The organism is Natronosalvus halobius (assembly GCF_024138145.1).
Taxonomy (GTDB): domain Archaea; phylum Halobacteriota; class Halobacteria; order Halobacteriales; family Natrialbaceae; genus Natronosalvus; species Natronosalvus halobius.
The window spans coordinates 340,094-366,651 of sequence record NZ_CP099997.1 but is presented as its reverse complement, the minus strand read 5'-3'; the positions used below and the strand labels follow the sequence as shown (position 1 = coordinate 366,651).

The 26,558-nt window shown below is 63.7% G+C and carries 22 protein-coding genes; 7 read left to right on the top strand and 15 right to left on the bottom strand.

The genetic code is table 11. The annotated features are described in order from the left end of the window. Positions 1-53: 53 nt before the first annotated feature. The 8 genes from NGM15_RS01840 to NGM15_RS01805 are packed head-to-tail and all read right to left on the bottom strand — an operon-like array spanning position 54 to position 8,622. Entirely contained in the window at positions 54-953 is a 900-nt protein-coding gene (locus NGM15_RS01840) for a polysaccharide deacetylase family protein (RefSeq protein WP_253434538.1), read from the bottom strand. Continuing rightward, entirely contained in the window at positions 943-2,007 is a 1,065-nt protein-coding gene (wecB, locus tag NGM15_RS01835) for a non-hydrolyzing UDP-N-acetylglucosamine 2-epimerase (RefSeq protein ID WP_253434536.1), read from the bottom strand. Before wecB ends, NGM15_RS01840 begins: the two co-directional genes overlap by 11 nt. Continuing rightward, positions 2,004-3,095 carry a hypothetical protein gene (locus tag NGM15_RS01830; RefSeq protein ID WP_253434533.1) on the bottom strand — a complete coding sequence of 364 codons (1,092 nt, stop codon included), beginning with the start codon at positions 3,093-3,095 and terminating at the stop codon, positions 2,004-2,006. The genes wecB and NGM15_RS01830 overlap by 4 nt, the downstream gene beginning before the upstream one ends. Beyond that, entirely contained in the window at positions 3,092-4,165 is a 1,074-nt protein-coding gene (locus NGM15_RS01825) for a glycosyltransferase family 2 protein (protein ID WP_253434529.1), read from the bottom strand. Before NGM15_RS01825 ends, NGM15_RS01830 begins: the two co-directional genes overlap by 4 nt. Further along, positions 4,165-5,481, bottom strand: coding sequence for a nucleotide sugar dehydrogenase (locus tag NGM15_RS01820; protein ID WP_253434526.1), 1,317 nt, complete (start codon positions 5,479-5,481; stop codon positions 4,165-4,167). Before NGM15_RS01820 ends, NGM15_RS01825 begins: the two co-directional genes overlap by 1 nt. Beyond that, a complete protein-coding gene (locus NGM15_RS01815) occupies positions 5,478-7,025 on the bottom strand; it encodes a nucleotide sugar dehydrogenase (protein ID WP_253434523.1) in 1,548 nt (515 codons plus the stop codon). Before NGM15_RS01815 ends, NGM15_RS01820 begins: the two co-directional genes overlap by 4 nt. Beyond that, positions 7,018-8,007: a Gfo/Idh/MocA family protein gene (locus tag NGM15_RS01810; RefSeq protein ID WP_253434520.1), complete on the bottom strand. Its 990-nt coding sequence runs from the start codon at positions 8,005-8,007 to the stop codon at positions 7,018-7,020. Before NGM15_RS01810 ends, NGM15_RS01815 begins: the two co-directional genes overlap by 8 nt. 39 nt (positions 8,008-8,046) lie before the next feature. Continuing rightward, on the bottom strand, positions 8,047-8,622 hold the full coding sequence (locus tag NGM15_RS01805) for an acyltransferase (protein WP_253434518.1): 576 nt from the start codon (positions 8,620-8,622) through the stop codon (positions 8,047-8,049). 534 nt (positions 8,623-9,156) lie between these two features. On the opposite strand from NGM15_RS01805, the gene NGM15_RS01800 reads away from it, so the two are divergent. From NGM15_RS01800 to NGM15_RS01785, 4 genes are all read left to right on the top strand, one after another. Beyond that, entirely contained in the window at positions 9,157-11,007 is a 1,851-nt protein-coding gene (locus tag NGM15_RS01800; RefSeq protein ID WP_253434516.1) for a S9 family peptidase, read from the top strand. A 105-nt stretch (positions 11,008-11,112) separates the two neighbouring features. After that, entirely contained in the window at positions 11,113-12,165 is a 1,053-nt protein-coding gene (locus NGM15_RS01795; protein WP_253434513.1) for a M48 family metallopeptidase, read from the top strand. A 79-nt stretch (positions 12,166-12,244) separates the two neighbouring features. Continuing rightward, complete coding sequence (locus NGM15_RS01790) at positions 12,245-12,703, top strand: lysylphosphatidylglycerol synthase domain-containing protein (RefSeq protein WP_253434511.1); 459 nt, start codon at positions 12,245-12,247, stop codon at positions 12,701-12,703. Next, positions 12,613-13,296, top strand: a complete 684-nt coding sequence (locus NGM15_RS01785; protein WP_253434508.1) for a flippase-like domain-containing protein — start codon at positions 12,613-12,615, stop codon at positions 13,294-13,296. Before NGM15_RS01790 ends, NGM15_RS01785 begins: the two co-directional genes overlap by 91 nt. Before the next feature lie 60 nt (positions 13,297-13,356). Here the strand turns inward: NGM15_RS01785 and NGM15_RS01780 are convergent, their stop codons facing one another. The 3 genes from NGM15_RS01780 to NGM15_RS01770 all read right to left on the bottom strand — a co-directional run bounded on the left by NGM15_RS01780 (position 13,357) and on the right by NGM15_RS01770 (position 18,004). Then, positions 13,357-14,418, bottom strand: coding sequence for an NAD(P)-dependent glycerol-1-phosphate dehydrogenase (locus NGM15_RS01780; protein WP_253434505.1), 1,062 nt, complete (start codon positions 14,416-14,418; stop codon positions 13,357-13,359). Between the two features lie 132 nt (positions 14,419-14,550). After that, positions 14,551-16,926 carry a heavy metal translocating P-type ATPase gene (locus NGM15_RS01775; RefSeq protein WP_253434502.1) on the bottom strand — a complete coding sequence of 792 codons (2,376 nt, stop codon included), beginning with the start codon at positions 16,924-16,926 and terminating at the stop codon, positions 14,551-14,553. 88 nt (positions 16,927-17,014) lie between these two features. After that, on the bottom strand, positions 17,015-18,004 hold the full coding sequence (locus tag NGM15_RS01770; protein ID WP_253434499.1) for an NAD-dependent epimerase/dehydratase family protein: 990 nt from the start codon (positions 18,002-18,004) through the stop codon (positions 17,015-17,017). 164 nt (positions 18,005-18,168) lie between these two features. On the opposite strand from NGM15_RS01770, the gene NGM15_RS01765 reads away from it, so the two are divergent. Next, positions 18,169-19,104, top strand: coding sequence for a branched-chain amino acid transaminase (locus NGM15_RS01765; RefSeq protein ID WP_253434496.1), 936 nt, complete (start codon positions 18,169-18,171; stop codon positions 19,102-19,104). Positions 19,105-19,167: 63 nt separating this feature from the next. On the opposite strand, the gene NGM15_RS01760 is transcribed toward NGM15_RS01765, so the two are convergent. Beyond that, positions 19,168-19,722 (bottom strand): DUF6735 family protein, encoded by a 555-nt coding sequence (locus NGM15_RS01760; protein ID WP_253434493.1) that lies wholly within the window; start codon positions 19,720-19,722, stop codon positions 19,168-19,170. A gap of 312 nt (positions 19,723-20,034) precedes the next feature. On the opposite strand from NGM15_RS01760, the gene NGM15_RS01755 reads away from it, so the two are divergent. Further along, on the top strand, positions 20,035-20,706 hold the full coding sequence (locus NGM15_RS01755) for an HAD family hydrolase (protein WP_253434490.1): 672 nt from the start codon (positions 20,035-20,037) through the stop codon (positions 20,704-20,706). Between the two features lie 49 nt (positions 20,707-20,755). Here NGM15_RS01755 and NGM15_RS01750 read toward each other — a convergent pair whose 3' ends face one another. After that, on the bottom strand, positions 20,756-21,202 hold the full coding sequence (locus tag NGM15_RS01750) for an SRPBCC domain-containing protein (protein WP_253434487.1): 447 nt from the start codon (positions 21,200-21,202) through the stop codon (positions 20,756-20,758). Positions 21,203-21,440: 238 nt separating this feature from the next. On the opposite strand from NGM15_RS01750, the gene NGM15_RS01745 reads away from it, so the two are divergent. Continuing rightward, a complete protein-coding gene (locus tag NGM15_RS01745; protein WP_253434485.1) occupies positions 21,441-22,730 on the top strand; it encodes a Dyp-type peroxidase in 1,290 nt (429 codons plus the stop codon). A gap of 187 nt (positions 22,731-22,917) precedes the next feature. Here the strand turns inward: NGM15_RS01745 and NGM15_RS01740 are convergent, their stop codons facing one another. Together NGM15_RS01740 and coxB are read right to left on the bottom strand one after the other, a co-directional pair. Further along, positions 22,918-25,407: a cbb3-type cytochrome c oxidase subunit I gene (locus NGM15_RS01740; RefSeq protein ID WP_253434482.1), complete on the bottom strand. Its 2,490-nt coding sequence runs from the start codon at positions 25,405-25,407 to the stop codon at positions 22,918-22,920. Continuing rightward, positions 25,407-26,414, bottom strand: a complete 1,008-nt coding sequence (coxB, locus tag NGM15_RS01735; RefSeq protein ID WP_253434479.1) for a cytochrome c oxidase subunit II — start codon at positions 26,412-26,414, stop codon at positions 25,407-25,409. Before coxB ends, NGM15_RS01740 begins: the two co-directional genes overlap by 1 nt. Positions 26,415-26,558 lie beyond the last annotated feature (144 nt).

Genomic DNA, 26,558 nt, shown 5'->3' with positions numbered 1-26,558 from the left:
CCGTTCCACTCGAGCGAATATTTTGTATTTCTTTCATGAGTCGTCCCTGAGAGCTATGGACGCTCTCGAACTGGCTTTCGTTCCAATTCGTTCGATTCGTCGATACGTCGGAGGAACTCCGCGCAGGAGCCGATCCAGGCGTTGCGTTCCTGGGCGTACTCGACGAGGTCGATGTACAACTGGCGATACCCACTGAATTCGTCCTCGTTGAAAAACCGTGGGTGCCACAGCAACGTGGCGACGGCGTCGTTTCGCTCGGCCTCACGGAGCAGTTCGTAGCCTCGTTCCCGGGCCGACTCGAGGTCTGTTTCCGGCCCGAGAAGGGCAACCTCCATCGCGGTGAGTGGGAAGACCGCGAACTCGTCGTCGAAGGGGCGCAAAAGACCGTACTCGTGTTGAAAGCCGACCTCGTCCGTCGAACCGAGACTGGCGTCGTACCGTAACCCGATATTTCGGTGAATTTCCCACGTGTCCGGCCGAGTCAGTCGGAGATAGTGCTGCCTCCCACCGGTGATTTCGTGACCCAGGACTCGCTCCAACTGCGACTTCTCCTCTCTCAACCGAACCGGATCGTCAGGAGACTCGTAAGAACCGTGCAATCCGACTTCCCACCCGCCGGCATCGAGCTCACGAATGACGTCGACGATCGCCGGATCCGTGATCTCGTATCGGCCCACGAAGTGTTTCCAGTTCGCCGGTCGCAGCCACTCCCGCGGCGATTTGTCGCGGAACAGATTCTGCTCGTTCAGAAAGAAGAACGTCGACCTGACGCCGAGGTCCTCCTCGAGGGCCATGATCTCCTCGAACTGCCAGTACGGTCGATCCCTCGAGAACAGGGACCGCAGTTGCGAAGGGTCTCGGTTCATGAGGGCGTAGTACGGCGCCTGGTACGTTTTGTACGGTCGGTCGACGTCGTGCGTGAGACAGACCGCGAACGCGTGCTCATCGAGCACGTTCGAGCACCTCGATGATGGATTCGGCTGCCCGTCCGTCGCCGTACGGCGACGGCTTGTCCTCGAGTGAGCGTTCTCGTTCCAGGGCACGCTCGATCGCTCGTCCATCCGTGCCGACGAGTTCGTTCCAGCCACATTCGACCGTTTCGCCCCACTCGGTCTCCTCCCGGAGCGTGACACAGGGGGTATCGAGGAAAAACGCCTCCTTCTGGACCCCGCCCGAGTCGGTGACGACACGGTCGGCCGCGTCGAGTAACCGGACGAAGTCAAGGTACCCAACCGGCTCGGTAAGGTGTAGATCGCGTCTCGCTCGGTCGAGGAGGTCGTTGCGCTCGAGCCGATCGATAGTTCGAGGGTGCGCCGGGAATACGACCGGAAGCGACGACGTCGAGAGCGCGTCGACGATCGATCGAAGCCTGGCCGGATCGTCCGTGTTTCGCTCGCGGTGGACGGTCGCCAGGACGTAGTTTCCAGGCGTCACCTCGAATCGCTCGAGAATCGTCGTCCGATCGACTGGAAGATCGACGACCCGCAAGAGCACGTCGTACATTACGTCGCCACTCCGGTAGACGCCCTCTTTGAGGCCTTCAGCGGCGAGGTTCGTAACCGCTCTCGCCGTTGGCGCAAATAGCAGGTCCGCCGCGTGATCCGTCAGTCGTCGGTTCACCTCTTCGGGCATGTCGGTGAAACTCCGCAGACCGGCCTCGACGTGAGCGACTGTCGTGTCGACCTTCGAACCGACGATCGCGCCGGCGAGCGTCGAGTTCGTGTCCCCGTAGAGGACGATTACGTCTGGTTCGACCTCGGCGACGACCGATTCGAGGCCGTCGATCATCGCCGCTGTTTGCGCGCCGTGAGATGCCGAACCGACCCCCAGTTCGTAGGCGGGGTCGGGAATCTCGAGTTCCTCGAAGAAGACGTCCGAGAGTTCCTCGTCGTAGTGCTGGCCGGTGTGGACGAGTTGCTCGTCGTGGCCCGCTGCGTTCAGCGCACGCGAAACGGCCGACGCCTTCACGAACTGTGGACGGGCGCCGACGACGGTGAGTACCTTCATCGACCGATCCCCGTTTCGAGGTCGATCCCAGGTTTTTCGCGCGGTTCGCCCGCCGTCTCGAGAATCGTCTCGAGGAGGTACGCAGTCACGTCGATCTTGTCATCGAGGAGTTTCCGTCGCTTTCGCCTCCAGTGTGCTTTCGCGTCGAGATCGGTCAAGAGATCGCGAGCGAGCGCCAGCGTCTCCCGCTCGTCCGACCGAGAGTAGAGGAGGCCGTACTTGGACTCGAGTTCCACGAAGTTGCTCATGTCGCCGTCGCCGACGAACGAGTTCGATCGGATCGCCGGCGTCCCCAGGATAGCCGCCTCCGTCGCCATAGTCTGGGAGTCGCCGACGTAGAGGTCGGCGTAGTAGAGCAGATCGTGAATCAGTTCAGGCGGAATCGGGAGACGATGGGGCTCGAATTCCGGTGAAAGCGGATCCTCGCTGGTGACGTACGCCGGCCCCTCCTCGGAGAGGAGCGAAAGTAGTTCGCGTTTTCCCTCACGTGAGAACCCGCGGTTGCCGCTGTCGTGACTGGCGCTCCAGGAGACGAACCGACAGACCGAGTAACGCTCGTGCGGATCGACGCCGACAGCCCTGAGTCGGTCTGGATCAGGTTCGAACCGATTCGGATGGAGGTACGCGAGTTCGTGATATCCCGCGTACCGCTCCTGTTTCGCGCCGAGGTCGCGACCGTAGTTCACCGGCGTACAGATCTTGGTCGCAAACGGATGCGTCAGCCGCGCTTGCAACGTGGCGACCTCGCTGTCGTCGAAGAGGATCATTGGCGTCCCGTTTAATCGAGCGGCGTGGGCGGCCGGCGGGATCGGTGAACTGACGACCACGTCTGGATCGATTCGCCGCGTGGCGCGGAGAGTTCGGATCTCGCGCTCGAGCAGCTCGAGAAACAACCCGAGTTCGCTCGACCGCTTCCGAGAGAGGGGGGTATGGTCGATCCCGTACCGGTCGAGGAGTGTGACTGTGAGGTCCTTTTCCCGGGAGAACACGTGCGTTTCGTGACCGAGGTCCTCGAGTTCGCGAATAGCGTGTTTGAACAGGTGGACGTGTGCCGGATGGCCGATATCGAACAGAACGGTCGCCGTCATTCGTGAATCACCACTTCACGATCTTCGTTTTCCTGCATGTCGAACACCATCGCGAACAGCAGGAACAGCCAGCCGGTGAGAAACAGGAGGGCACTCATGAGGACGCGAATGAATGGCGATTCTCTGGAACGGTCGCGAGAGAGGAACGACCAGAGCACGCCGAGCGTCCCGAGTGCGGACGCACCCGCACCGAAGAGGTAGAACAGGACGATAGGGTGGAAATCGAACCGAAGGTATCGGGTCTCGAGTCGCCAGATGAAGTTCCGTAGGAGCATTCCCGAGACGTTCCGGACGTACGTCGAGTAGACGATGCTCGACTCCTCGTCGCCGTAGACTGCAGGAATCGAAACGTCGGCGACACGGGTACTTCTGGCGTTCAGCTTCACGAGGAGGTCGTTGCAGTAGCCGTAGTACTCGTACATCGACTCGAGGTCGACGGCTTCTAGCGCGTCCCTCGAAATCGCCGTGTAACCGTTCTGGGGGTCACTCAGCTTCCAGTATCCCGAAGCGATTTTCGTCAGCAGCGAGAGGATCGCGTTGCCAAACAGTCGAAACCGCGGCATCGATCGCTGATGATCGGTAGCGAGCAGTCGATTCCCCTTCGCGTAGTCCGCGACCCCGTCGACGATCGGGTCGAGGAGTTTCGGCATCGCCTCGAGATCCATCTGGCCGTCGCCGTCGACGGTGACGACGATGTCGAGTCGCCCGGCCCGTGCCGCCAGATAGCCGGTCTTGATCGCGCCTCCGGCGCCGCGGTTCTCGCGGTGATCGATCGGGACGACGCGACCGATCGGGTCGTGAACGGTTGCTCTCGCTGCGAGCGCGTGGTTCTCTCCACCGTCGGTCCGAATTCGTTCGACCCGGTCCGCAACGGCTCCCTCTCGGTCGACCCGACGGCGTGCGTCCGACCGCGCTGCCTCGAGAATTGCCTCCCACGTGCCGTCCGTGGAACAGTCGTTCACGACGTACAGTCGGTCGACGAACGGAGGCATCTTCCTGACGACGTCGCCGATTAATCGTTCCTCATTGTACGCCGGAACGACAGCGGCGACGGAGTGATTTCGGTACATCACAACCTCCAGTAGCGACAATTGTGTTCGCCCGCCCGGTCCTCGAACGTCCCGTCGACGTCGACGAGGACGGGATTCTCGTTCATCTCGGCGAGTAACCCACCGACGTCGAGTTCGTCGAAGACGTCGTGGGGCGTTCCGATCACAACGGCGTCGATTCCCTCCCCGGACGGTTCGGGAGCGACGTCGATATCGAAGCGCTCTCGGATCTCGGCGTCGGCCGCGTGCGGGTCGTATCCGACGACGGAGACGCCGTACTCGCGGAGGTAGTCGATCACGCCGCCGATCGACGATCTGAGATCCGCCACATTCGGCTTGTAAGTCAGTCCGAGGATCAGGACGGTACTGTGCTTGAGCACGTTTTCGGCGTCGTTCAGGGTCTTTACAGTCATCTCTCCGACGTGGGTTGGTACGTAGTCGTTGATCTCGCGCGCGGTTCGAACGAGTTCGAGTTTGAAGCCGTTTCGTTCGCTCTCGTAGGCGAGGTAGAACGGATCGACCGGAATACAGTGACCGCCGACGAGGCCAGGTCGGTAGTCGTGAAAGTTCCACTTCGTCTTCGCCGCGTCGAGCACGGCCTGTGTCTCGATCCCCAGGTGCGTACACGCCACCGCGAGTTCGTTCACCAGCGCAATGTTGAGGTCGCGCTGCGTATTCTCGACGCACTTCGCGGCTTCGGCAGTTTCGATCGTCGGCGCTTCGTGGACGCCTGCGTCGACGATCGATCCGTAGAGGTCGACGAGATCCGCCCGCGACCTCTCGGTCAATCCGCTCACGATCTTGACGACGTTGCGCAGATCGTGATCGTCGTCGCCCGGGACGATTCGTTCGGGTGAATAGCCGACGCCGAAATCCTCGCCCGCCGTCAGGCTCGAGCCTCGTTCGAGTGCCGGAACGAATAGCTCGCGAGTCGCCCCCGGATACACCGTCGACTCGAGGACGACAGTCGCCCCCGCGGTGAGATGTTCGCCGACTGTCTCCCCCGCCCGTTCGACCAGGCTGAGGTCCGGCTTCTCGAGTTCGTCGACCGGAGTCGGCACCGCCACGACGACGTAATCGGCCGTCGATATCACCCTTGGATCGGTCGTAAACTGTATTGAACTCTCGGCGATCGATCGGTCGCTGACGTCGCCCGTCGGATCGAGTCCGCGTTCGAGCGTTCGAACCTTGTCCGTATCGACGTCGTAGCCGCGGACGTCGTACCCGACGCTATCGAACTCGCACGCGAGCGGGAGTCCGACGTAGCCGAGTCCAACGACGCAGATCCGGTTGGCAGACGGAGTGAAAGCACTGCTCGCATTCGCGGTATTGCTCACGAATCCCACCCCCGCTCCTCACGAACCCCGCCACCGATTTCGTATACCCACGAATCGATCGGGCCAGCGACGGTTCCGCGACCGTCGACGACGACCGGACGGTGATCTCTACGAGCACTGGGTTCGTCCTCACGGTCCGTTCCCAGGTCAGCCCACCGAATCTCGTCGAACTCCTCGTGCGGTGTAACGAGAATCACGCCGTCGATTGGGAGGTCGTACGCCGCCTCGAACGAAATCGCCTCCAGGTCGAAGGCCTCCAGGTCGTCCGACTCGAGCATTGGGTCGACGCCGTAGACCGTCGCACCGGCCGCGGAGAGTTCGGCGGCGATATCGATCGACGGCGAGGCCCTGATCTCTTCGACACCAGGCCTGTACGTCAGCCCGAGAACCAGTACCGTCGCGTCCGACAGCGCCGTCCCTTCCGCCTCGAGGCCGTCGCGCAGTTTTGTGACCGTGAACGCCGGCATCGAGTCGTTGACCGCTCGAGCGGTCTCGAGCAGCGGGGCGTCGGTCTCGAAGGGGTCGATCACGAAGTACGGGTAGAACGGGATGCAGTGGCCGCCGACGCCGGGTCCCGGTTCGTGTATGTCACAGTAGGGCTGGGTGTTCGCGACGTCGATCGCTTCGCGGACGTCGATTCCGAACTCGTCCGTGAACGTCGCGAGTTCGTTCGCGAGCGCGATGTTGACATCGCGGTACAGTCCCTCGAAGACCTTGACGCACTCGGCCGTGGTCGCATCGGAGACCGTAATCACGCCCTCATCGTTGATGGTCTCGTAAATTGCTCGCGCAGCTGCGGTACTCTCCGCGTCGACGCCGCCGACGACCTTCGGGTACGCGCCGTGGATGTCCTGGAGCGCCCGTCCCGAGGACGTCCGTTCGGGGCAGAAAGCCACGCCGAACGTCCCGCGCGTGAGTCCCGACGCCGCCTCGAGCGCCGGACGTACCCGATCGCTGGTCGTCCGGGGTGGAACGGTACACTCGACGAGCACCAGATCGCCCGGGTCCAGTCCGGTTCCGATCGCCTCGATCGTGGCGTCCAGGATCGAGAGGTCGGGCGCTCGCTCGTCCGTGATCGGCGTCGGCACGATGACGACGTGAACCGCGCATTGCGCTGCAGCCTCACGAGGGTTCGTCGTCGCCTCGAGCGCGCCGGCGGACACTCGCTCGGAGACCAGGTCGTCCAGGCCGGGTTCTCGTTTGACGTGACAGTCTCCGGCCCGAATCTTCGCCACGACGTCGGGGTCGATATCGACGCCGAGGACGTTGCCGGTCGTCTCGGCGAACACTGCGGCGAGGGGGAGTCCCATCTTTCCGAGTCCGTAGACGGCCACCGGAATCGATCCCGAGACGAACGCGCGACGCAGTCGTTCGCTCGAGCGGCCGGTTCCGTACGGTCGGGTGCTCACCGCTGTGGATTCCGCTGACGAGTCTCGGTCGTCTGCACGATCGACTGTTCCGCCGTCGGCCACGACGACCTCGAGACCGTCAGTATCCGCGACCTCGAGTTCGTCGGCCTTGGCGACCGATTGTCGATCAGTCATCGGCCACCCTCACCCCGATGTTAGATCGGTCGCCCAGGGCCTGTGCTTCGATCTGGTGGGTCAACTCGAGCGCGGCCAATCCGTCGTCGATGGTCACGAGCGGCGTCTCGTTCGACGCGACGGCATCGACGAACGCCTCGAGTTCGTTCCGTAGCGGTTCCTCGTTCGGCACGTGCGGTCGTTCGACGACGCTCTCGTGCTGGAATCGAACGTTGCCGTCGCGTTCGGCGTACTTGGGGACCGAGTTGCGGTGGATTGCAATCGACTGGGCGATGTAGTCGAGTTCGACGAGACACTCTCTGGCGGTCACAGTGAGTCGACGCACTTTTCGCTGGGTGAGTCGGCTGGCAGTGAGCGACGCCATGATCCCGGAGTCGAACTCGAGCAGTGCCGATGCGTGGCGGTTGTCGTTCACGCCGGTGCTCTTGACGCTCGTCGGCGACTCGTCGAGCAACGAGAGCACGACGTCGATGTCGTGGATCATCAGGTCGAGGACGGCGCTGTCGTCGATTCGACGGTTCGGTGGCGGTCCGAGCCGTTCTGCGTGTATACTGATGATCGAGAGATCCTCGACGATTTTGCGGAGCGTCACCACGGCTGGGTTGAACCGCTCGACGTGACCGACCTGTACCGCCACGTCGGCGCGGTTCGCTCTCGAACGGAGCCGTCGCCCTTCCTCGATATTCGTGACGAGAGGTTTCTCGATGAGCATCGCGACGCCCGCCTCCAGACACTGCACGGCGATGTCGTAGTGATGCACGGTCGGGACAGCAATCGAAGCGGCGTCGACCGACGCGAGGAGCGACTCCAGGTCTATGGCGGTCGTGCCGTGTTCGTCCGCGACGCGAGCGGCGCGTTCGTCGTCGACGTCAAAGACGCCGACTAGATTCGCCTCCGACAGTCCGGCGTAGACGCGCGCGTGCTGTCTCCCCATCGACCCGACGCCGATGACGCCGACGTCTATCCGTCGTTCAGGCTGCATACGCGACGCTCACCCCCCTGGCGAACGCGATGATGGCGATCATGCAGCGTTTCCCCCTCGAAGCGACGCCGGAAGCGGTTCGTGTCTCGCCGGCACGCCGACGGCCAGCGTCTCCTCGGGGACGTCCGCCGAGACGACCGCACCCGCGGCGACGAACGAGCCTCGCCCGACGGTCACACCGGGGAGGATCGTCGCGTTGGCGCCGACCGAGACGTGATCCTCGAGGGTCGGGCCCTCGAGTTCGACCTCCCGACGGAGTGGATAGGGGTCGTTCGTCAGGACGGCGTTCGGACCGAGAAACACGTGATCCCCGATGGTGGTCCCTGCGGGTACGTAGACGCTGGTCTGCATGCTCACGTTCGAACCGACGGTCGACGTCCCGTCTATGGTTGCGTTCGTCCCGACGAGCACGTCGTCGCCGATTCGGGTTCGCTCGCGTATCAGCGCGTAGTGACCAGTGGTGAATCGATCGCCGATCAGGACGTCGTCGTAGATAATCGTCCCTGTCCTGATCGTCGGATCGGCGCCGATGACCGGCGATCGCGTATCGTCGTCGTACTCGTATCCAACCGACGAACCTTCGGTTGGTCCGCTCAGTAATTCGGTGTCTCTCATTTTTAACCCCTAAACCTGGATGAACACACGCTCTCAAAAGGGACCGCGACCGTTTCAGCCGTTAATTCACGGCCCGAGCCCTGTAACCGCTGTGTAGCCTGCGGAGCGATGGACCCCGCTCGCCGGGAACAACGTCGTTGCTTGACGACGATTTCACGCGCTCGCCGATTCACAGAAACGGGTGAACACTACGGCCAGAAACGGTCGCCGTCTTACCGCATCTCGAGTGCGAGTAACGGGTTCTAGCCGCGCCGTTTCACCCATATCGGCGGACACCGTTCCGACTCTCCTCGTTCAGTGCTAAAACACTGGATCTGCGAGCGAACGGTCGTGACCCCGGTAATGAGAATTTATTTTACCGGAATCGAGTGACGCTGCTCGTCTCGAGGGCCTCTTCTCCTGGAAAGCATCGACTGACCGGTTTCGTCGAGGACACAATGCCGGAATTGGATGGGACTGGGGACGCCGACCCGCCCTGGCACATCGAGGGACCGAGTCGAAACCGTTACCATATCGAATCGAGACTGGTGAGCCATGGGACCGTACGACATCGAGCGCTATCTCAATATTCGAAGCGCCTACGGCGCCTCTCTCGGACCGGCGGGCGACCGACTGGCGTTTCTGATGAACACCACCGGAACGCCCCAGGTCTGGACGCTCGAGGACGCCCAGGCGTGGCCCGAACAGCGAACGTTCTACGACGAGCGGGTGACGTTCGCCTCCTGGTCGCCCGAACGAGCGGAACTGGCGTTCGGGATGGACGAAGGTGGCAACGAGCGCGCGCAACTGTACCGACTCGACGCCGAGACGGGCGAGATCACGAACCTGACTGGGATGCCGGAGGCGAAACACCGCTGGGGCGGCTGGAGCCACGACGGCGAGCAGTTCGCGTTCACCTCGAATCGCCGGGACGAGAGCGTCTTCGACGTGTACGTCCAGGGCCGAGCGGACACCGGCGACGACGCCGAACTCGTGGCCGAGGGAGACGGCTGGCTCACGGTCGGCGGCTGGAGCCCCGATGACTCACGACTGCTGGTCTCCCAGGCGTACTCGAACTTCGACCAGGACCTCTACAGCCTCGACCTCGCAACCAGCGAGATGACCCACCTCACGCCCCACGAAGGCGACGTTCGCTACCAGAGCGCCTCCTGGGCACCCGACGGCGAGGGCCTCTACCTCGTGACCGACGAGGAGACCGACACGCTCGCGCTCGCCTATCTGGACCTCGAGACCCTCGAGATCGAGACGGTCGTCGAGGGAGCAGGATGGAACGTCGACGGGCTCGCCCTGGACGACGAGACGGGTCGGTTCGTCTACTCGCGAAACGTGGAGGGATACACGGAGCTCACCGCAGGCGAACTCGCAGGCGATGACCCAACGGCGTTCGAGACGTTCCCCGAACCCGACCTGCCGGGCGGACTCTCGGGGGGCGTGAGTTTCGGCCCGGACGCCGAGGTCTTCGCCTGCTCGACGACTGGCGATGCGGTCAACGCGAACGTCTTCGTCGTCGACGTCGAATCCGGCGAGAGCGAGCAGTGGACCCTCGCCCCCACGGCAGGAATCCCGCCCGAGACCTTCCGGTCCTCGGAACTCGTTCACGTCGAGAGCTTCGACGGCCTCGAAGTGCCAGGATTTCTGACGCTCCCGGAGGGGTCGGCGGGAGTGCTCGAGGGCGTTGTGGATGGGAACGGAACCGCCGACGACGGCTACCCCGTCATCGTCGACATCCACGGCGGCCCCGAGAGTCAACGCCGACCCTCGTTCTCGAGCGTCAAGCAGTACTTCCTGAACCGGGGCTACGCCTACTTCGAGCCCAACGTGCGCGGGTCTTCGGGATACGGGAGCGAGTACGCCAGCCTGGACGACGTCGAAAAGCGGATGGACTCCGTCGCCGACGTCGCGGCCTGCGTCGAGTGGCTTTCAGGCCACGAAGCGATCGACCCAGATCGAGTCGTCGCCATGGGCGGCTCCTACGGCGGGTTCATGGTGCTGGCCTCGCTCACCGAGTATCCAGAGCTCTGGGCCGCCGGCGTCGACGTCGTCGGCATCGCCAACTTCGTCACGTTCCTCGAGAATACGGGCGACTGGCGCCGGAAACTCCGCGAGGCCGAATATGGCTCGCTGGTCGAGGATCGCGAGTTCCTCGAGTCCATCTCCCCGATCAACACCGTCGAGAACATCGAGGCCCCGCTGTTCGTTCTCCATGGCGCGAACGATCCCCGCGTTCCGGTCGGGGAGGCCGAACAGATCGCCGAAGAGGCACGCGAGCAGGGCGTCCCCGTCCGCAAGCTCATCTTCGAGGACGAAGGCCACGGCTTCAGCAAGCTCGAGAACCGAATCGAGGCCTACTCGGCGATCGCCGAGTTCCTCGAGGAGCACGTGTAACGCGTCCGTCTCCAGGTACCAGAAGCTATTTACTTTCCTGCTTAGACCTCACGAATATCCCATGGCAAAACGGGCAGCCACGTGGTTGATCGAAGAGGACGAGAGATGACTGCCGTTGCGATTCTCGTTGGTGGACTTCTTGTCGTCGGAATTGGCCTCTCGATCGCCACCGCCGGAATCGGATGGGGCGTCTGTAAACGGTTCATCGCACCCGCGACAGCCTCCGGCCTCGCGACGAGACGGGTACAGTGGTACCTCATCGGGGCGGGTGCTCCCCTCGTGTGTTTCACTGTTGCCGGTAGCTTCACGGCGATTGTACTCATCGATGACCTGCTAATCGGGGTTCTCGTCACTGGTGTCGCCGGTATTCTGGGATTCGGTATCGGCACCGCTGCCATCCTCCCACTCTCCGCGTTCGATTTGCTCAAGCTGACCGAGTACGGGAACCGACGACGAGCGGCGATTTCGACAGGTGTCCACGGCGTATTCGTTTGCGCTAGCATTCCCTTCGTATTCACCCTCGTACGCACCTCGCCCTACGAGATAGTCCCGCTCGGCGTCGTCGTGACGCTCGCGTACTTCGCGATCGGCCCGTGGCTCGTCGATCGACTGAACGACACGGCTGAACTCCCCTCCGAGGTCGCCGATCGCTGTGAACGGCTCGCAGCAGCGGCCGACGTCGACATTCGGTTTCGACTCGTCGACGACGACCGTTCGAACGCGCTCGCATCCGGGATCGTTCCCGGTCTACGAACGATTTTCGTATCCGACTCCCTGAGAACTAGGCTGGAGCCGACGGAGTTCGAGGCCGTCGTCATACACGAACTGGGGCACGTCCAACGTCGGCACCTGGAACGACGGGCGTTCTGGCACGCAGCACTAGTGGCAGCAATGTTGCTCACGTTTGTTCACTCGTTCCTGTTTGCCCCCGTCGTTTTCGTCTTCCTTTATACCAGTAAACGGAGAGAACTCGCCCACGAGTACGAGGCTGACGCATTCGCCGCGTCGACGACGAGTGCGAGTGCAATGAGAGACGCGCTCGAACGAATCGCAGCTCTCGGGCACGTGCCCCGAAACTCGAGCCGTACGTTCGACCTCCTCGTCGATCGCCACTCCATCGACCGCCGCGTCGAGCGACTCGACGCGATGCTCGAGTGAACTGTCCTCGGTTCGACGTCGAGAACGTTCCGTTCCCCGACAGTACGTTCAAGTCAGTGAATGTCGTTGCTCCCGGCAGATGCGCCGATTGCGGGTCGCCGCCGGCTTCGCGGTTGCCCTCCTGGTCACCGGGATACTTGTCTACGGCACCGGCTGGGAGGCCGTGGTCTCGAGCATCCGTCGCGCCGATCCGATTCTAATCGCCGGCGGCGCAGTTGCCGGAGCGACGATGCTCGCGCTGCGCGCCCTGATCGTCTACCGACTGCTCGGGCCGGTCGAGGGATCGGCCCGCGGGGCTGACTTCGTCGGCGCGTTCCTGGCGGGGTACTTCTCCCGGAGCGTCGTACCGTGGGGACAGTCCGTCGGTGTCGCCGTGACCGCGTACCTGCTCGCGGGGTCGTCCGAGTCGCCGTTCGAGGACAACGCCGCCGTCATCAGCGTGCGGAGGTGCTCGTCTTCCTCACGTCCGTCGTCGTTGCCGTCGTCGGACTCGTCGGGGTCGTTTCGAACGGTTCCGTCGACGTCGGCTCGAGCGTGACCGTCGGGTCGGCCCCGTCGAACCGTCTCGCGACCGGCCTCCTGGGAGCGCTGTTCGCGGCCGTCCTCGTCGCCGCTTCAGCCGTCTCCGTCACCCGCGACGGCGTCGCACGGACCATCCTGTTCGGGATCACTGCTCGGCTCGAGGAAACGCTGGCCAGGCTGCCCGGCGTCGAGCGCGCCGCCGTTCGAACCCGCGTCCGTGGGTTCCTCTCGACGATCGACGACGTCGCGGCGGATCGGTCGGTCCTGCTGGGCGCGGTGACGGTCGCGCTGGCGAGCTGGATCTTCAACGCGCTTGCGCTGTTCCTCTCGCTGATCGCTCTCGGCATCGACGCCCCGTTCGCGGTCGCGCTCCTCTGTGTACCGCTGTCCACGGTGGCAGCTGTGGTTCCGCTTCCGGGCGGGATGGGCGGTGTCGAGGTGTTCCTAGCCGGGCTACTGGTCGCGACGACCGCGGTCTCGAGCGACGTCGCGACTGCCGCTGCGTTACTCTACCGGCTGTGTACCTACTGGGTGCACGTCGGTTTCGGCGGAATCGGTGCGACGTACGTGTCGGCCACCGGCGTCGGGCTGGTTCGTGTCGATGGGTGATCCCGTTCAGTCGACGAGATCCGTCCAGTTGACGAGGCCCCGTCTACCGATAATGCCCGGTCAACCGATAACGCCCGTCTTCACCGCAACCTCTCGAGCGGCCCGCTCGTCCATCCCGTTGCCGAGAATCGTGTATCGGTCACGGATGGCGTGACAGGTCGTCAGTGCCTCGATCACGGTTTCGTCGTCGATGCCGAGATCGGCGGCCGTGGTCGGCGCGTCGATGCTCGCCAGGGCGTCCCGGATTTCGGTCCAGATGCCCGACTCCCCCTCGTGCAGATAGGCCGTCATGATCGAGCCGACGCCGACCTGGTGACCGTGGAGGGCTGCGCCGGGCGCGAGGCGATCTAGCTGGTGGGAAAAGAGGTGCTCGGCGCCGCTGGCCGGGCGAGAAGAACTCGCTATGGACATCGCCACTCCCGAGGACATGAGCGCCTTGGTGACGATCCAGGCGGACTCCTCGAGACCGGGGCGGATCATGTCGGCGTTACCGACGAGGATTTCGGCGGTCATCTCCGCGAGGGCGGCCGCGTACTCGGAGTACTCGACGTTTTTGAGTCGGTGGGCGAGTCGCCAGTCCATCACCGCGGTGTAGTTAGAGATGATGTCGGCACAGCCCGCGGTCGTCAGTTCCCAGGGTGCGTTCGCCAGAATCCCGGTGTCGGCGATCACGGCGAGTGGCGGTTCGGCGGCGACGCTGTGGCGCGTGTTTCCGTCCGGGACCGAGCCACGATTGCTGACGATGCCGTCGTGACTCGCGGCCGTCGGCACCGAGAGGAAGCCGGTACCGAGGTGGTCGGTGGCCATCTTGGCGATGTCGATGGCCTTCCCGCCGCCGACACCGATTAGGTACGATGCCCCGACGTCTTCGGCGGCGTCAATGACCGACTCCACGGCCTCGAAACTCGCCTCCTCGACGGTGACGATGGCGGGTTCGATACCGCGTTCCTCGAAATCGGCGGCGATCGGTTCGGCCGCGAGTTTTCGCGGCGTTGGGCTCGTGACCAGCAGTGGCCGCCCCTCCAGGTGAAGGTCGTCGACGACGCTCACGGTTTCGGCGAGGACGTCGTGACCGACGACGACGTTCCGCGGGAGGCGGATCCACGTCGACTTCTCGAACATAGGTGAGAGGAGGCGGGGAACGATATAAAGGCGTTCCCGTCGATCGTGCGGTGGTAGCCTCTCGAGACGAGGGACCTCGAGGAGAGCGTTCGAATCGTCCCCAGATGGTACGTCGGACGAGACCGGTTAGACTCATCTCGCGGGTTGTGCTTTTTGCGCCGGAGACAAACCGGACAACTGCGGAATCGAGAGATCCACTCGCCGGAGTAACTGCGCGTTAATCGCGACGATCACGGTGCTGAGCGACATGAGCAGGGCCCCGACAGCGGGCGAGAGAAGGATTCCAACCGGCGCGAGAACGCCGGCCGCGAGCGGGATGGCGAAGACGTTGTACCCCGCCGCCCAGACGAGGTTTTCCTGCATCTTTCGGTAACTCGCTCGGCTCAGTTTGACGAGTCGGGCCACGTCCATCGGGTTGTTCTGCACGAGAACGATGTCCGCCGACTGGACGGCGACGTCGGTCCCGGATCCGATGGCAATCCCGACGTCGGCGCGGACCAGCGCCGGGGCGTCGTTGACGCCGTCGCCGACCATCGCCACCAGTTTGTCCTGGTCCTGCAGTTCGGTCACCTTCTCGTCCTTGTCCTCGGGCAACACCTCGGCGAAGACCGTCTCGATGCCGAGTTCGTCTGCGACGGCCGCGGCGACGTCCTCGCTGTCGCCGGTCAGCATCGCCACCTCGATGCCGAGGTCGTGAAGCGCATCGACGACCCGGTAGCTCTCCTCGCGGATCACGTCCGCGAGGGCGAAGGCCGCGATTGGCCTCGCCTGGTCGGTACCTGGCTCCTGACCGGCACCTGCCTCTGTGTTCGCCTGGGCGCTCGAGTCGCCGTCGCGACCGCCCTCGCGAACGAGGTAGACGACCGTTCGTGCGTTTTCTCCGGACCGTTCAGCGAACCCCGCCAGTTCCGGGGAGACCTCGGCCTCGAGGTGAGAGAGGAGGTTCGGACCGCCGACGTATATCGCGTCGCCGTCGACGGTCGCGCGCACCCCACGACCCTTGAGCGCCTCGAAATCCGAGACGTTCGGCGGCTTCAGACCGCGGTCGGCCGCGGCCTCGCGCATCGCCTGGGCGATCATGTGCTCTGAATCGCTCTCGACGGCGGCCGCGAGCGCGAGCGCCTCGTCCTCGTCCACGAGGTCGACCGTCGCAACGTCTACGACGCCCTGTTCGCCCGCCGTGAGCGTTCCCGTTTTGTCGAAGACGATCGTATCCAGGTCCCGCGCCCGTTCCATGGCGATCCGGTCCCGGATCAGCATCCCGTTTCGCGCGGCGAGAGACGTGTTGATCGCGACGACGAGCGGGATAGCGAGTCCGAGGGCGTGCGGGCAGGCGATCACCAGGACGGTCACCACGCGCTCGATGACCGTGGCGTTAAACTGGACGGCGGCGGTCCAGGCGATGGCCGTCACCACCGCGGCGGCCAGGGCGACGTAGAACAGCCAGCCTGCCGCCCTGTCGGCCAGCATCTGTGTCCTGGACTCGCTTCGCTGGGCCTCCTCCACGAGCCGCATGATCCCCGCCAACGTCGTTTCCTCGCCCGTCGCGCTGATCCGAACGCGAAGGCTTCCGTCGCCGTTGATCGTGCCGCCGATCACCTCGTCACCCGGGTCCTTCGCAACCGGTTTCGACTCGCCGGTGATCATCGACTCGTTCACGTCCGAGTCACCCTCCTCGACGACGCCGTCGGCGGGGACGTTCGCCCCGGGACGAACGAGTACGAGATCGCCCTCCGACAGGTCGCTGACGGGGACCTCTTCAGTTTCACCGTCCTCGGTGATGCGTTCTGCGGTGTCCGGGAGCAGTTTCGCCAACTCGTCGAGCGCGCTCGAGGCCCGCCGAACCGACCGCATCTCGATCCAGTGACCGAGCAACATGATGTCGATCAGCGTCACCAGTTCCCAGAAGAACGCCGACTGGGTGGGGAAGACGACGCTCGCCAGGCTGTAGACGAACGCGACGGTGATCGCCATCGAGATGAGCGTCATCATTCCCGGCGACCGGTCCTCGAGTTCGGGGACGGCCATCCGCAGGAAGGGAACGCCACCGTAAGCGAAGACGATTACCGCGAAGACCGGATTGATCCACTCGCTGCCGGGGAACGCCAGAACCGAGAAGCCGAGCCACGATTGCAGAGTCTCGCTGTACAGAAGAACGGGGATCGAAAGCAGCGTCGAGACGAAGAATCGTCGTCGGAACATTTGCTCGTGGCCCTCGTGCATGCCGCCGTGGTTGTGGTCGCCGCCTCCGTGGTCATCGTGGCCGCCGCCTCCATGGTCGTCGTGTCCAGCCCTACGTTCGTACCGGTCATCGACCTCGCGTCTCGCTTCGTCGGCATCTTCGGCTTCCTCCTCGAGCATAGACTGTTCTACGCGGGGTTCCGACCGATCGGCCTCGGCGTCAATTTCCTGGTTCTCGGTCGTCTCCGGGTCGTGACGATGGCTGTGGTCGTGGTCACGATGGCCGCCGTCGGGTCCCTCACCGTCGGCGTCTCTATGATCGTCCATCTCGTTGCTTCGTCACACGACACCGCGAGTCAAGAAGGGATACCCCCGCTCGAGGCGGCGCACACAGAGCAGATCCGTTCCGAACGTCTCAGAGCGTATCGAGAATCCCAAGCACTCGTTCTTCGGCGTCTCGTCCAGGATCGTACTCGCTCCCGTCCCGACCGCTCACCTCGTGTTCCTCGAGCGTCCGCATCATCGCCTCCTGGAGCGGGGTCGACTCCCAGCCGAGGTTGGCGAGTTTCGCAGTCGAGAGGACGTGCGGATAGTCGCGGTAGAGGACGTATTCGTCCGTCGAGAGGCCGCCGGCCTCGAGTTCGCGCGGGCCGGCGTGGACGACCTCGACGTCCCTACCTGCGGCGTCGGCGATCAGGTCGACCATCTCCTCGAGCGTGACGATCCGGCGGTCCCCGACGTTGTAGAACTCGCCCGGCTCGCCGCGTTCGGCGACGATCCGAAGGGCACTGGCGACGTCCTCGACGTAGGCGCGGTGCCAGACGTTGGTACCGTCGCCGGGAACGATCACGCGGTCGTACTCCAGGACGCGGTCGAGCCAGAAGTCCATCCGCTCGGTATAGTCGTGGGGGCCGTACACGATACAGGGGCGGACCGACGTGGCGTTGATCCCACGGTCGGCCGCGGCGACGACCGCGCGGTCGCCCTCAGCCTTTCGGTTGCCGTAGGTGTCGTCCGACTCGTCGGTCGCCTGGTCAGGGGTGCAGGGTCGCATCGGCGTCTCGTCTTCCCGCTTGGGAATCTCCTCGCGGCCGTAGGCGTCCCCGCTCGAGATGTAGACGTAGGCGTCGACGCCGGCGAAGATTTCGGTGGCCGCGCGCACGTCCCGCGGGTAGTAGGCCACGCAGTCGAAGACGGCGTCCGGATCGACGTCGGCCGCGGCGGCCTCGAGCGCCGAGTCGTTCGTCCGGTCGCCCTGGACGTGATCGACCCGCTCGTCGTCTGCGAAGGGGTCGTCGTGGTTTCCGCGATTGAAGATGGTGACGTCGTAGTCGTGTTCGAGGAGGTCGGTGACGAGGTGGCGGCCGATGAATCGCGTGCCGCCGATGACGAGTGCGGTGTCCATACCGAACGCTCGCCCGAGAGGGTCAAAACGGTGGCGGAGGCGGCGAGGGAGACGTTCGGCTGGCCGAGAGACGAGCGATACGCTCGAGCGCAATCGAACCACACTCGAGACCGACGCACGAGCAATCGCCAACGTTCATTACGAAGGGCTTCGTCCCTCCGGGTATGGGATTTGACGAGATGGACGTCGACACGATCTGGATGGACGGCGAGTTCGTCGACTGGGAGGACGCGCAGATCCACGTCCTCACGCACGGACTCCACTACGGGACCGGCGTCTTCGAGGGGGCGCGCTGTTACGACACCGAGAACGGACCCGCGCTCTTTCGCTGGGAGGAACACGTCGACCGCCTCTTTCAGTCCTGTAAGCCCTACGAGATGGAAATCGGTCACTCCCACGAGGAACTGACGGAGGCAACCAAGGAACTCATCCGCCGCCAGGACCTCTCGTCGTGTTACATCCGCCCGCTCGTCTACTACGGCTACAAGAGTCTCGGCGTCAGCCCCCAGGACTGTCCGACGAAGACCACCATCGCCGTCTGGCCCTGGGGCGCCTACCTTGGCGAGGACGCCATCGAGAACGGCATCGACGTCAAAGTTTCGTCCTGGCGCAAGCACGCCTCGAGCCAGATTCCGACGAACGCCAAGACGACGGGATTGTACGTCAACAGCTTACTAGCCGGGGAAGAGGCCCGCCGCAACGGGTTCGCCGAAGCCATCGTCCTCAACAAGGAGGGCAACGTCGCAGAGGGCCCCGGAGAGAACCTCTTCCTCGTGCGCGACGGCGAAATCTTCACGCCCGGCCTCTCCGAGTCGATCCTCGACGGGATCACCCGCAACGCGGTCATTCGAATCGCCCGCGACCTGGGCTACACCGTCCACGATACCGTCTCCATCTCCCGAGGCGAACTCAACACGGCCGACGAACTCTTCTTCACTGGCTCCGCCGCGGAGGTAACCCCGATCAAGCGCGTCGACAACGTCACGATCGGCGAGGGAACCCGCGGGCCGATCACCGAGGAGATCCAGCAGAAATTCTTCGACGTCGTCGAGCGCCGGACCGACGAGTACGAGGAGTGGTTCGAATACGTCGAAGCGTAGACCGCGTTTCGTTTTTCGAGTCCCCCGTGGTTCACACAGCCCCCGTCGTTCACCCGTGGACCTTCACTCGAGCCCCTCGCTCCCGAGAAACGCGTCGAATGCATCCGCCGGTCCGTCGTCCACACCGACGCCGTCAGCGTCACCGTACGTGTAGAAGTAGCCGTTCTCGTCCTCGGCGATCCGGGTCTCGAGGTACGACTGGGCGGCCCGCCGCGAGAGGACGCCCATCTCGACGACGTCGGCCAGGACGGTCTTCGTGGCGCGAAACCAGGTCCGGACAGCGAAGTCGCGTTCCCCAGGTTCGACGGCGACGAGCGCGCCTCGACCCTGTTCGCGGCCGTCGCCCCACTCGAGCCAGCAGACGCGGTAGGCGCGAATCTCGTACTCGGGAGACACCAGAATCAGCGCCTCGTATCCACAGGGATCGAGGTAGTCGGTGAGGACGCTGTCCAGGGCGACGGAGTCAGCGAGGAGGTCGGAGTCGATTCGTCCACCTGCGAGCGGTGCGTCGACGGAGAGGGACTCGAAGACGCTGAGTTCGTCGCCGCCCCAGTGGCTGTACCGGAGGTCGTAGAGTCGGTCGGGGCGTCGGTAGGCGACGAGCGCTCTATGCCCCATCGTGCCACCTCGATCGGTGCCGCTGGGTCGGCGGTCGACAGGGACGAGCAGCGATCCGGCGGACGGCTTGGATACGCGAACGGGCTCGGATACGCGAACGGGAGTGCATCACCCCCCTTTGGCCGCGGACTGGTACTTGAACTCCCGGGTCGTCAGCGGGTGATCGACGGCCCGCTGTCCGCCGATCTGCCGATCCGACACCAGACACCGGACACCAGACACCAGACACCGGACACCGGACACCGGACACCGGACGATCCCACATCCCACCCGGCGTAAAGCCAAAACCCTTTCGCCCCCTATCCCCGGTGAATGGCATACGACGCAGTCGTCTTCGACAACGACGGTGTGTTGACGACTCCGACAAGCTACGAGGCGCTGACACGAGCGATGACCCTCGCGTTCGAACGCCACGGCATCGACGACCCCGTCCAGGACGACCTTGAGACCCTGATCTCCCCGACGATCGACGAACTCGAGGCCGTCACTGATCGGTACGGCCTCGAGACGGAGTCACTCTGGGCGGCCCGCGAACGGGCGGCGATCGAAGTCCAGCGCGAGGAACTCCTGGACGGGAACAAGACGCTCTACGACGACGTGACGACACTCGAAACCGTCGACGTCCCAATGGCTATCGTGAGCAACAACCAGCACGAGACCATCGAGAATATCGTCGCCCACTTCGAACTCGAAGCCTTCGACCCGTACTACGGCCGCGAGCCGACCGTCGACGGCATCAGACGAAAGAAGCCCACGCCGTACTACCTCGAGCGAGCGATCGACGACCTGGCGTGTTCGAACCCGCTGTACGTCGGCGACAGCTGGGTCGATGTCGCGGTCGCGGAGGCCCTCGAGATCGACTCGGCGTTCATCCGTCGGTCCCACCGTGAGAACTACGCGTTCACAGACTTCGGCTACGACGGCGAGCCTACCCACGAGATCACGTCCCTCGAGGCGCTGACGGAGCTCGAGCCGCCATCCTGACCGGTCGCCAGATTGCGTTCTCGGCGTGTCGACCCTCTCAAAACAACGTTCAGGCGGTCGCCCGAACCCGGTGCTCCGCTCGCTCCTTGAGTCCCCGGTTCATCGCACGAAAACCTCGTTCGATTCGACGCCGGTGAAACAGCACTGGAACCAGCGCTCCTCGAAACGTCTCCCGCTGGAGCAGCTGCGTTCGTCGCCCGCCGTCGATCGGCTCGAGGTGGAATTCGTGGTAGCCGTCGAAGGCGAACGGAACTCCCAGCCGACCGAGCCAGACGAGCCGACGGTTCGTCTCGACGGTGAGAACCCTGGTCCAGATCGTCCGGCTTCGACCACCCGGCAACCGGACGCGAATCATCAGCCGCTCCCCTTCGACGGGGAGTCCCTCGACGGAGCGGAGAAACGGGTTCCACTCGGGATAGGCGTCGAACTCGAGAAGGACCTGCCAGACGGTCTCCGGTGGAGCGTCGATCGTCTCGAACACCTCGAGTTGTTCCATGGTAGCAGCGAACGTGGCGAATGGCAAAGCACCTGTCGGTCACGTGGGGTGCGTTCACCTTCTCACCAACTGCCATCTCATACCTCGCCAACTACCATCTCATACCTCGCCAACTACCATCACGTCCTCTCACACCTGTCACCACACACTTCACCGATTGCCACCTCTCGACCCGCCACCTCACCACCGCACGACCCCACCACAACCCCCATTACCGCGCAGTCCCGAGAGCCGATATATGACGCGTTCGTCGCGCACGATTTCGCGCCGGTCCTTCGTCCGCAGTGCCGTCGCCATCGGCGGCGCGAGCGCCCTCTCCGCCTGCCTCGATCGAGAGAGCGGAGATGCGGACGCCCCGCCTCGAGGCGCCGACACCGACGAACTCGAGGCTCTCCCCGAGCGCCAGCACGCCTGGACGGCCGCCCAGCGGACCGACAAGCACGGCAACCCGCTCGTCCCCGAACACCACGTCGCTCTCCACCTCGCATACGTCGGCGACGGTCCGACCGACGAGGAGCGCGAACAAGTGGAGACGGCGTTCGAAACCCTCGAGCGAGCGTACGCCCGGAGCAACGAGGGCTTGCTGTTCACCGTCGGCTACGGCCCCGCCTACTTCGACCGGTTCGATGAGACCCTCACCGAGCACGTCGACCTCCCCGAACCGACGGCGCTCGCGCCCATCGAAACGCCCGAGTTCGACAGCTACGACGCCATGGTCCACCTCGCCAGCGACCGCGGGTCGGTCGTGTTGAGCGCCGAGGAGGCACTCACCGGCGAACTCCAGTCGATCAACGGCGTCGACGTCGAAACCACAGTCGAGGGCATCCTCGAGGTCGAGGAACGCCGAACCGGGTTCACAGGCGCCGGATTACCCGCGAAGAACCAGGATGGCGTTCGCGGAATTCCCGACAGCGAACCCGTCTCCGAGGACGCCCCGATGTTCATGGGCTTCAAATCCGGATTCAAGAAGAACCAGGCCACCGAGGACCGTGTGACGATCCAGGAGGGACCGTTCGCCGAGGGAACCACGACCCACCTCTCTCGCATTCGTCTCTCGCTCGACCAGTGGTACGAACAGGACAGTCGAACGATTCGCGAACGGAAGATGTTCTGCCCGGCCCACGCCGACGAGGGGAAAATCGAGGGCGCGGGCGACAATCTCGGCGACTCGAGTCAACTTGGCAACTGCCCAGCGGACACGCTTGAGGACGCCCGCGAGTACGGGACCGTAGGCCACTCCCAGAAGTCGGCGCGTGCCCGCGAGAACGACGAACCGATCATCCTTCGCCGGGACTTCAATTCGACGGACGCCGACGAGGCGGGGCTTCACTTCCTCTCCCACCAGCGTCGCATCCAGGACTTCGTAAAAACACGCGAGGCGATGAACGGGACCGACGTCGCCGAGCAGTCCGCGATCGGCGCGCGGACGAACAACGGCATCCTCCAGTACATGACCGTTCGACGTCGGGCGAACTACCTGGTTCCGCCGCGACGGCACCGGTCGTTGCCGACGCCGCAACCCGAGTAGGGACTCGACGGCGGTAGCGAAGACCAGACGACGTCAATTTGTCGAGCCACATCGCACGTACTTCTCGAACGGTTATGCGAATCGACTGCGGAACACACTGTTCTAGGTGATCCGAAGACGAAACTGAGACGGATCCTCGAAAACAGCCTCGAACGCGAAAACAGCCAGTCCGGGCTCTGCCCGCCGCCTACATCAGGTAGAACAGCGGGAAGAGGAACACCCAGACGATGTCGACGAAGTGCCAGTAGAGCCCGAAGTACTCGACCGGCCGGTGATCCTCGAGGTAAGCGTCGACCGTGGCCACGCGGTAGATCATGAAGCCAGCGACGAGCAGCCCCAGGATCACGTGCAGAGCGTGAAGCCCCGTCGTGACGTAGTAGATCGAGTACTCGAGGCCGTTGAACCAGTAGTCGCCGTGGGAGAACTTTTGGCCCCACTCCCAGCCCTTGACGCCCATGAACGTCAGGCCGAGCAGGACTGTCGCGCTCATCGTGGCGAGCAGGCCCTTCTTGTTCCCGCGTTCGGCCATCACCAGCGCCAGGATGACCGTGAAACTCGAGGTCAACAGGATGTAGGTGTTGACGAGTCCGGCCATGGGGATCGCGTCGAACTCCCAGGCAGACCACCCCATGTGGATGCGCATGAACACAAACGCGCCAATGGCCGCCCCGAAGACGACCACGTCCGACGCCAGGAAGAACCAGACGCCGAGCTTCGTGTTGTTGACGCCCTCGAACGGCCAGCGCTCGGCGACGTCCATCACCGGGGGGTTGAACTGTTCCATGCCGAAGTTCCAGAGGGTGTAGCCGAGCATCCCCACCCCGAGAACGATCAGCGCCGGAGAGAGAAGGGTCGGCTCCTGGGCGGAGACGTCGGCCCCATTCGCTGCGGCGAATTCGGCGACGTACGGCGTCAATCCGGCCAGCCCGAGGAAGAAGACGGCCAGTGAGAGCCCGACTCCGAACGGCCAGATGCTGGCGTGGTCGGCGTGTTCTTCCTCGTGGGCGTGCTGAACCGTTGCCGGCGTCGCGTGACCCTGGCCTGTTTCGGGAACGGCGACGGTCCCGCCGTCGGTTGCGGCGCCAGGCTCGTCGTCGACGAACTCGAGGCGACCGCTCGCGTAACTCGGGCGACCAGACCAGTTTTCGAGCGGGGGCGGGGACGGAACCGCCCACTCAGCCGTGCGGGAGAACTCCCACGGGTTGTCCGGCGCGTCCGGCCCCGAAATCAGGCTCTTGCCCAGGATGTAGAACATGAGTAGGAACGACGCGCCGAAGATGAACGCGCCGACCGTCGCGAGCTGGTGGTAGATCTCTAACCCCTCACTGAAGTGGAAGACGCGTCGTGGGGTCTCCCAGGCGAGGAACATCGGGAAGTAGAGCAGGTTGAACCCGAAGAAGTAGATCGCGAAGTGGATCTTTCCGAGGGTCTCGTCGTACATCTTCCCGCTGATCTTTGGCCACCAGTAGTAGATACCGGCGACCAGCGCGGTCACGCCCGAAACCATCACGTAGTGGAAGTGAGCGACGACCCAGTAGGTGCCGCGGAACTCGTAGTCGAGCACGACGGCGCCGAGGAACACCCCGGTGATGCCACCGAGGATGAACAGCAAGAGCGCGCCCAGGCTAAACAGGAACGGCGTGGTGAACCGCACTCGGCCCTTGACCATCGTGTAGATCAGCGCGAAGACCATCAGGTCGAACGGCAGCGAGATCCCGATCGTGGTGGCCATGAACAGTGTTTTGATCTCGAGGTTGATCGTCGTCAGGAACATGTGATGCATCCAGACCAGGAAGGATTGCACCGCGACGAGGACCATCGCGATGATGACCCACTTCCGGCCGACGAGACGCCGACCACAGAAGGTCTGGAACGTCTCGAACATGATCCCCAGTGCGGGGAAGAAGACGATGTACACCTCGGGGTGGCCGAAGAACCAGAAGACGTGGGCCCAGAGTAAACTCGAGCCCTGATCCGTCGCGAAGTACTGGGTCAGGAAGATTCGATCGACCCCGAGCAACAGCAATGCGGCGAGCAGGGCCGCGAACGCGAACAGCATCATCCAGACGGTCAGGAGCCACGACCAGGTGAACATCGGCATGTTCCACAGGCCGAGGCCCTCCGCGCGCGAACGGTGGATCGTCGTGAGGAAGTTGACCGTCCCCAGCGTGATCGAGAACACGAACAGCATCAACGCGAGAACTGTTGCGGTTCCGCCGGTGGTCGCTTCCACGGCGGGCGTGTACGTCGGCACGTTCAGCGGCGCGTACATCGTCCAGCCGCCCTCGAACGTCCCACCCTGGAAGAACGAGATCATGAACATCGCACCAGAGAATAGGTAGAACCAGTAGCTCAGGGCGTTCAGACGGGGGAACGCGAGGTCTTTTGCCCCAATCTGGAGTGGGACGAAGTAGTTCGCGAAGCCCGAGGCGATGGGTGAGAGGAACCAGAACACCATCAACAGTCCGTGGGCGGTCACCGCCTGGTTGTAGGCACTATCGGTGAGGAGACCGGCACCGCCGCTCTGCCAGAGGTGGGCTCGGAACAGGAGCGCCATCAGCCCACCGAACAGCAAGAAGAACAGGGCCGTCGCCATATAGAGTATCCCGACGTCTTTGTGGTTGGTCGTGACCAGCCACCGCTTGACGGACGTCATCGGTGGAAAGTCATCGGACATCAGTTCTCACCTCCGCTGTCGTCGGTTTCGTTTTCGTTTTCGTCTTCGTTTCCATTACCATCTTCATCACCGTCACTGCTGGATTCGTCGTTGCCGTTTCCGTCGTCGGACCCGCCAATCTGAAGCGATTCTTCGGGGCCGTCGACGATCTCGAAGTCGTCCTCCGTGGTCTCGAAGGAGCCATCGGTCGATTCGACGATCACGGTGTAGGTGTCACCCTGCTCGACGCCGATTTCGAGGGCGCCCTCGTCGTCGAAGTCCTCACCAGTGTAGGTTCCGACCGTTTCGCCGTCGGAGTCCTGGACCGTGACCTCGACGTTCTCGGTTTCGTTGAGCTGTTCGCCCTCGCCGTCCTCGAGGGTCAGCGTGAGTGTGAGCTGATCCTGGACCCACTGCTCGTAGTCCTCCTGGCTCATCACGGTGAGTGTCCCCTCCATGCTGGAGTGTCCGGGCCCGCAGAGTTCGAAGCACTCGATCAGGTACTCACCCTCGTCGTCGGCCTGGAACCACGTCTGGTCGTGCTCACCCGGAATTGCGTCGGCTTTCACCCGTTGTGAAGTGATGCCGAACGAGTGCCACACGTCGACGGATGTCACATCGACCCAGACTGGTGTCCCCGCGGGAACGACGAGTTCGTTGCTGGACTCGACGCCGTTCTCGTAGTAGAACGACCAGCTAAAGGTCTGGCCTTCCACGTCGACCTCGAGGGCATCCTCGCTTGGGCCCTCAGGACCGCTCTCGACGTCGATTAGCATGCCATACGACCAGAGCGTGAGCGAGATGACGATAAGCGCGCTCAGGAAGAACGACACGAAGAGTTTCTTCCCGCCGGTTCCGCCAGTCGGAAGCTCTCCGAGCGTCGGCAGGTCCTCGTCCGGGTGGCGCTCTCCGTCGTCACGGTATTTGTACGCATTGTACAGGATGTACGCTACGACGATGATGCCGACGATCGTCCCTAATCCCAGGAACACGAGGAAGAGCTCCTGGAAGATATCGACACGCGTCATCGGCGTCTGGAGTGGAGTGGAGATTGTGTTCACCTCAATTATACGGGTCTCTTAGTGGGGGCTCATTGCCGCGTGCACTTATCTATTTGGAAACGCCCGACGGCGACCGTAGTCTGGCGCCGGCGGGACGCTTTGTGGCCGCCT

Excerpts from the sequence above, each read along its gene's own strand:
- NGM15_RS01740 (WP_253434482.1), bottom strand. The coding sequence starts at position 25,407 with ATGTCCGATGACTTTCCACCGATGACGTCCGTCAAGCGGTGGCTGGTC.
- NGM15_RS01775 (WP_253434502.1), bottom strand. The coding sequence starts at position 16,926 with ATGGACGATCATAGAGACGCCGACGGTGAGGGACCCGACGGCGGCCAT.
- NGM15_RS01760 (WP_253434493.1), bottom strand. The coding sequence starts at position 19,722 with ATGGGGCATAGAGCGCTCGTCGCCTACCGACGCCCCGACCGACTCTAC.
- NGM15_RS01805 (WP_253434518.1), bottom strand. The coding sequence starts at position 8,622 with ATGAGAGACACCGAATTACTGAGCGGACCAACCGAAGGTTCGTCGGTT.
- NGM15_RS01790 (WP_253434511.1), top strand. The coding sequence starts at position 12,245 with ATGCGCCGATTGCGGGTCGCCGCCGGCTTCGCGGTTGCCCTCCTGGTC.
- NGM15_RS01745 (WP_253434485.1), top strand. The coding sequence starts at position 21,441 with ATGACGCGTTCGTCGCGCACGATTTCGCGCCGGTCCTTCGTCCGCAGT.
- coxB (WP_253434479.1), bottom strand. The coding sequence starts at position 26,414 with ATGACGCGTGTCGATATCTTCCAGGAGCTCTTCCTCGTGTTCCTGGGA.
- NGM15_RS01755 (WP_253434490.1), top strand. The coding sequence starts at position 20,035 with ATGGCATACGACGCAGTCGTCTTCGACAACGACGGTGTGTTGACGACT.
- wecB (WP_253434536.1), bottom strand. The coding sequence starts at position 2,007 with ATGAAGGTACTCACCGTCGTCGGCGCCCGTCCACAGTTCGTGAAGGCG.
- NGM15_RS01825 (WP_253434529.1), bottom strand. The coding sequence starts at position 4,165 with ATGTACCGAAATCACTCCGTCGCCGCTGTCGTTCCGGCGTACAATGAG.
- NGM15_RS01750 (WP_253434487.1), bottom strand. The coding sequence starts at position 21,202 with ATGGAACAACTCGAGGTGTTCGAGACGATCGACGCTCCACCGGAGACC.
- NGM15_RS01815 (WP_253434523.1), bottom strand. The coding sequence starts at position 7,025 with ATGACTGATCGACAATCGGTCGCCAAGGCCGACGAACTCGAGGTCGCG.
- NGM15_RS01765 (WP_253434496.1), top strand. The coding sequence starts at position 18,169 with ATGGGATTTGACGAGATGGACGTCGACACGATCTGGATGGACGGCGAG.
- NGM15_RS01800 (WP_253434516.1), top strand. The coding sequence starts at position 9,157 with ATGGGACCGTACGACATCGAGCGCTATCTCAATATTCGAAGCGCCTAC.
- NGM15_RS01770 (WP_253434499.1), bottom strand. The coding sequence starts at position 18,004 with ATGGACACCGCACTCGTCATCGGCGGCACGCGATTCATCGGCCGCCAC.
- NGM15_RS01780 (WP_253434505.1), bottom strand. The coding sequence starts at position 14,418 with ATGTTCGAGAAGTCGACGTGGATCCGCCTCCCGCGGAACGTCGTCGTC.
- NGM15_RS01830 (WP_253434533.1), bottom strand. The coding sequence starts at position 3,095 with ATGACGGCGACCGTTCTGTTCGATATCGGCCATCCGGCACACGTCCAC.
- NGM15_RS01795 (WP_253434513.1), top strand. The coding sequence starts at position 11,113 with ATGACTGCCGTTGCGATTCTCGTTGGTGGACTTCTTGTCGTCGGAATT.
- NGM15_RS01810 (WP_253434520.1), bottom strand. The coding sequence starts at position 8,007 with ATGCAGCCTGAACGACGGATAGACGTCGGCGTCATCGGCGTCGGGTCG.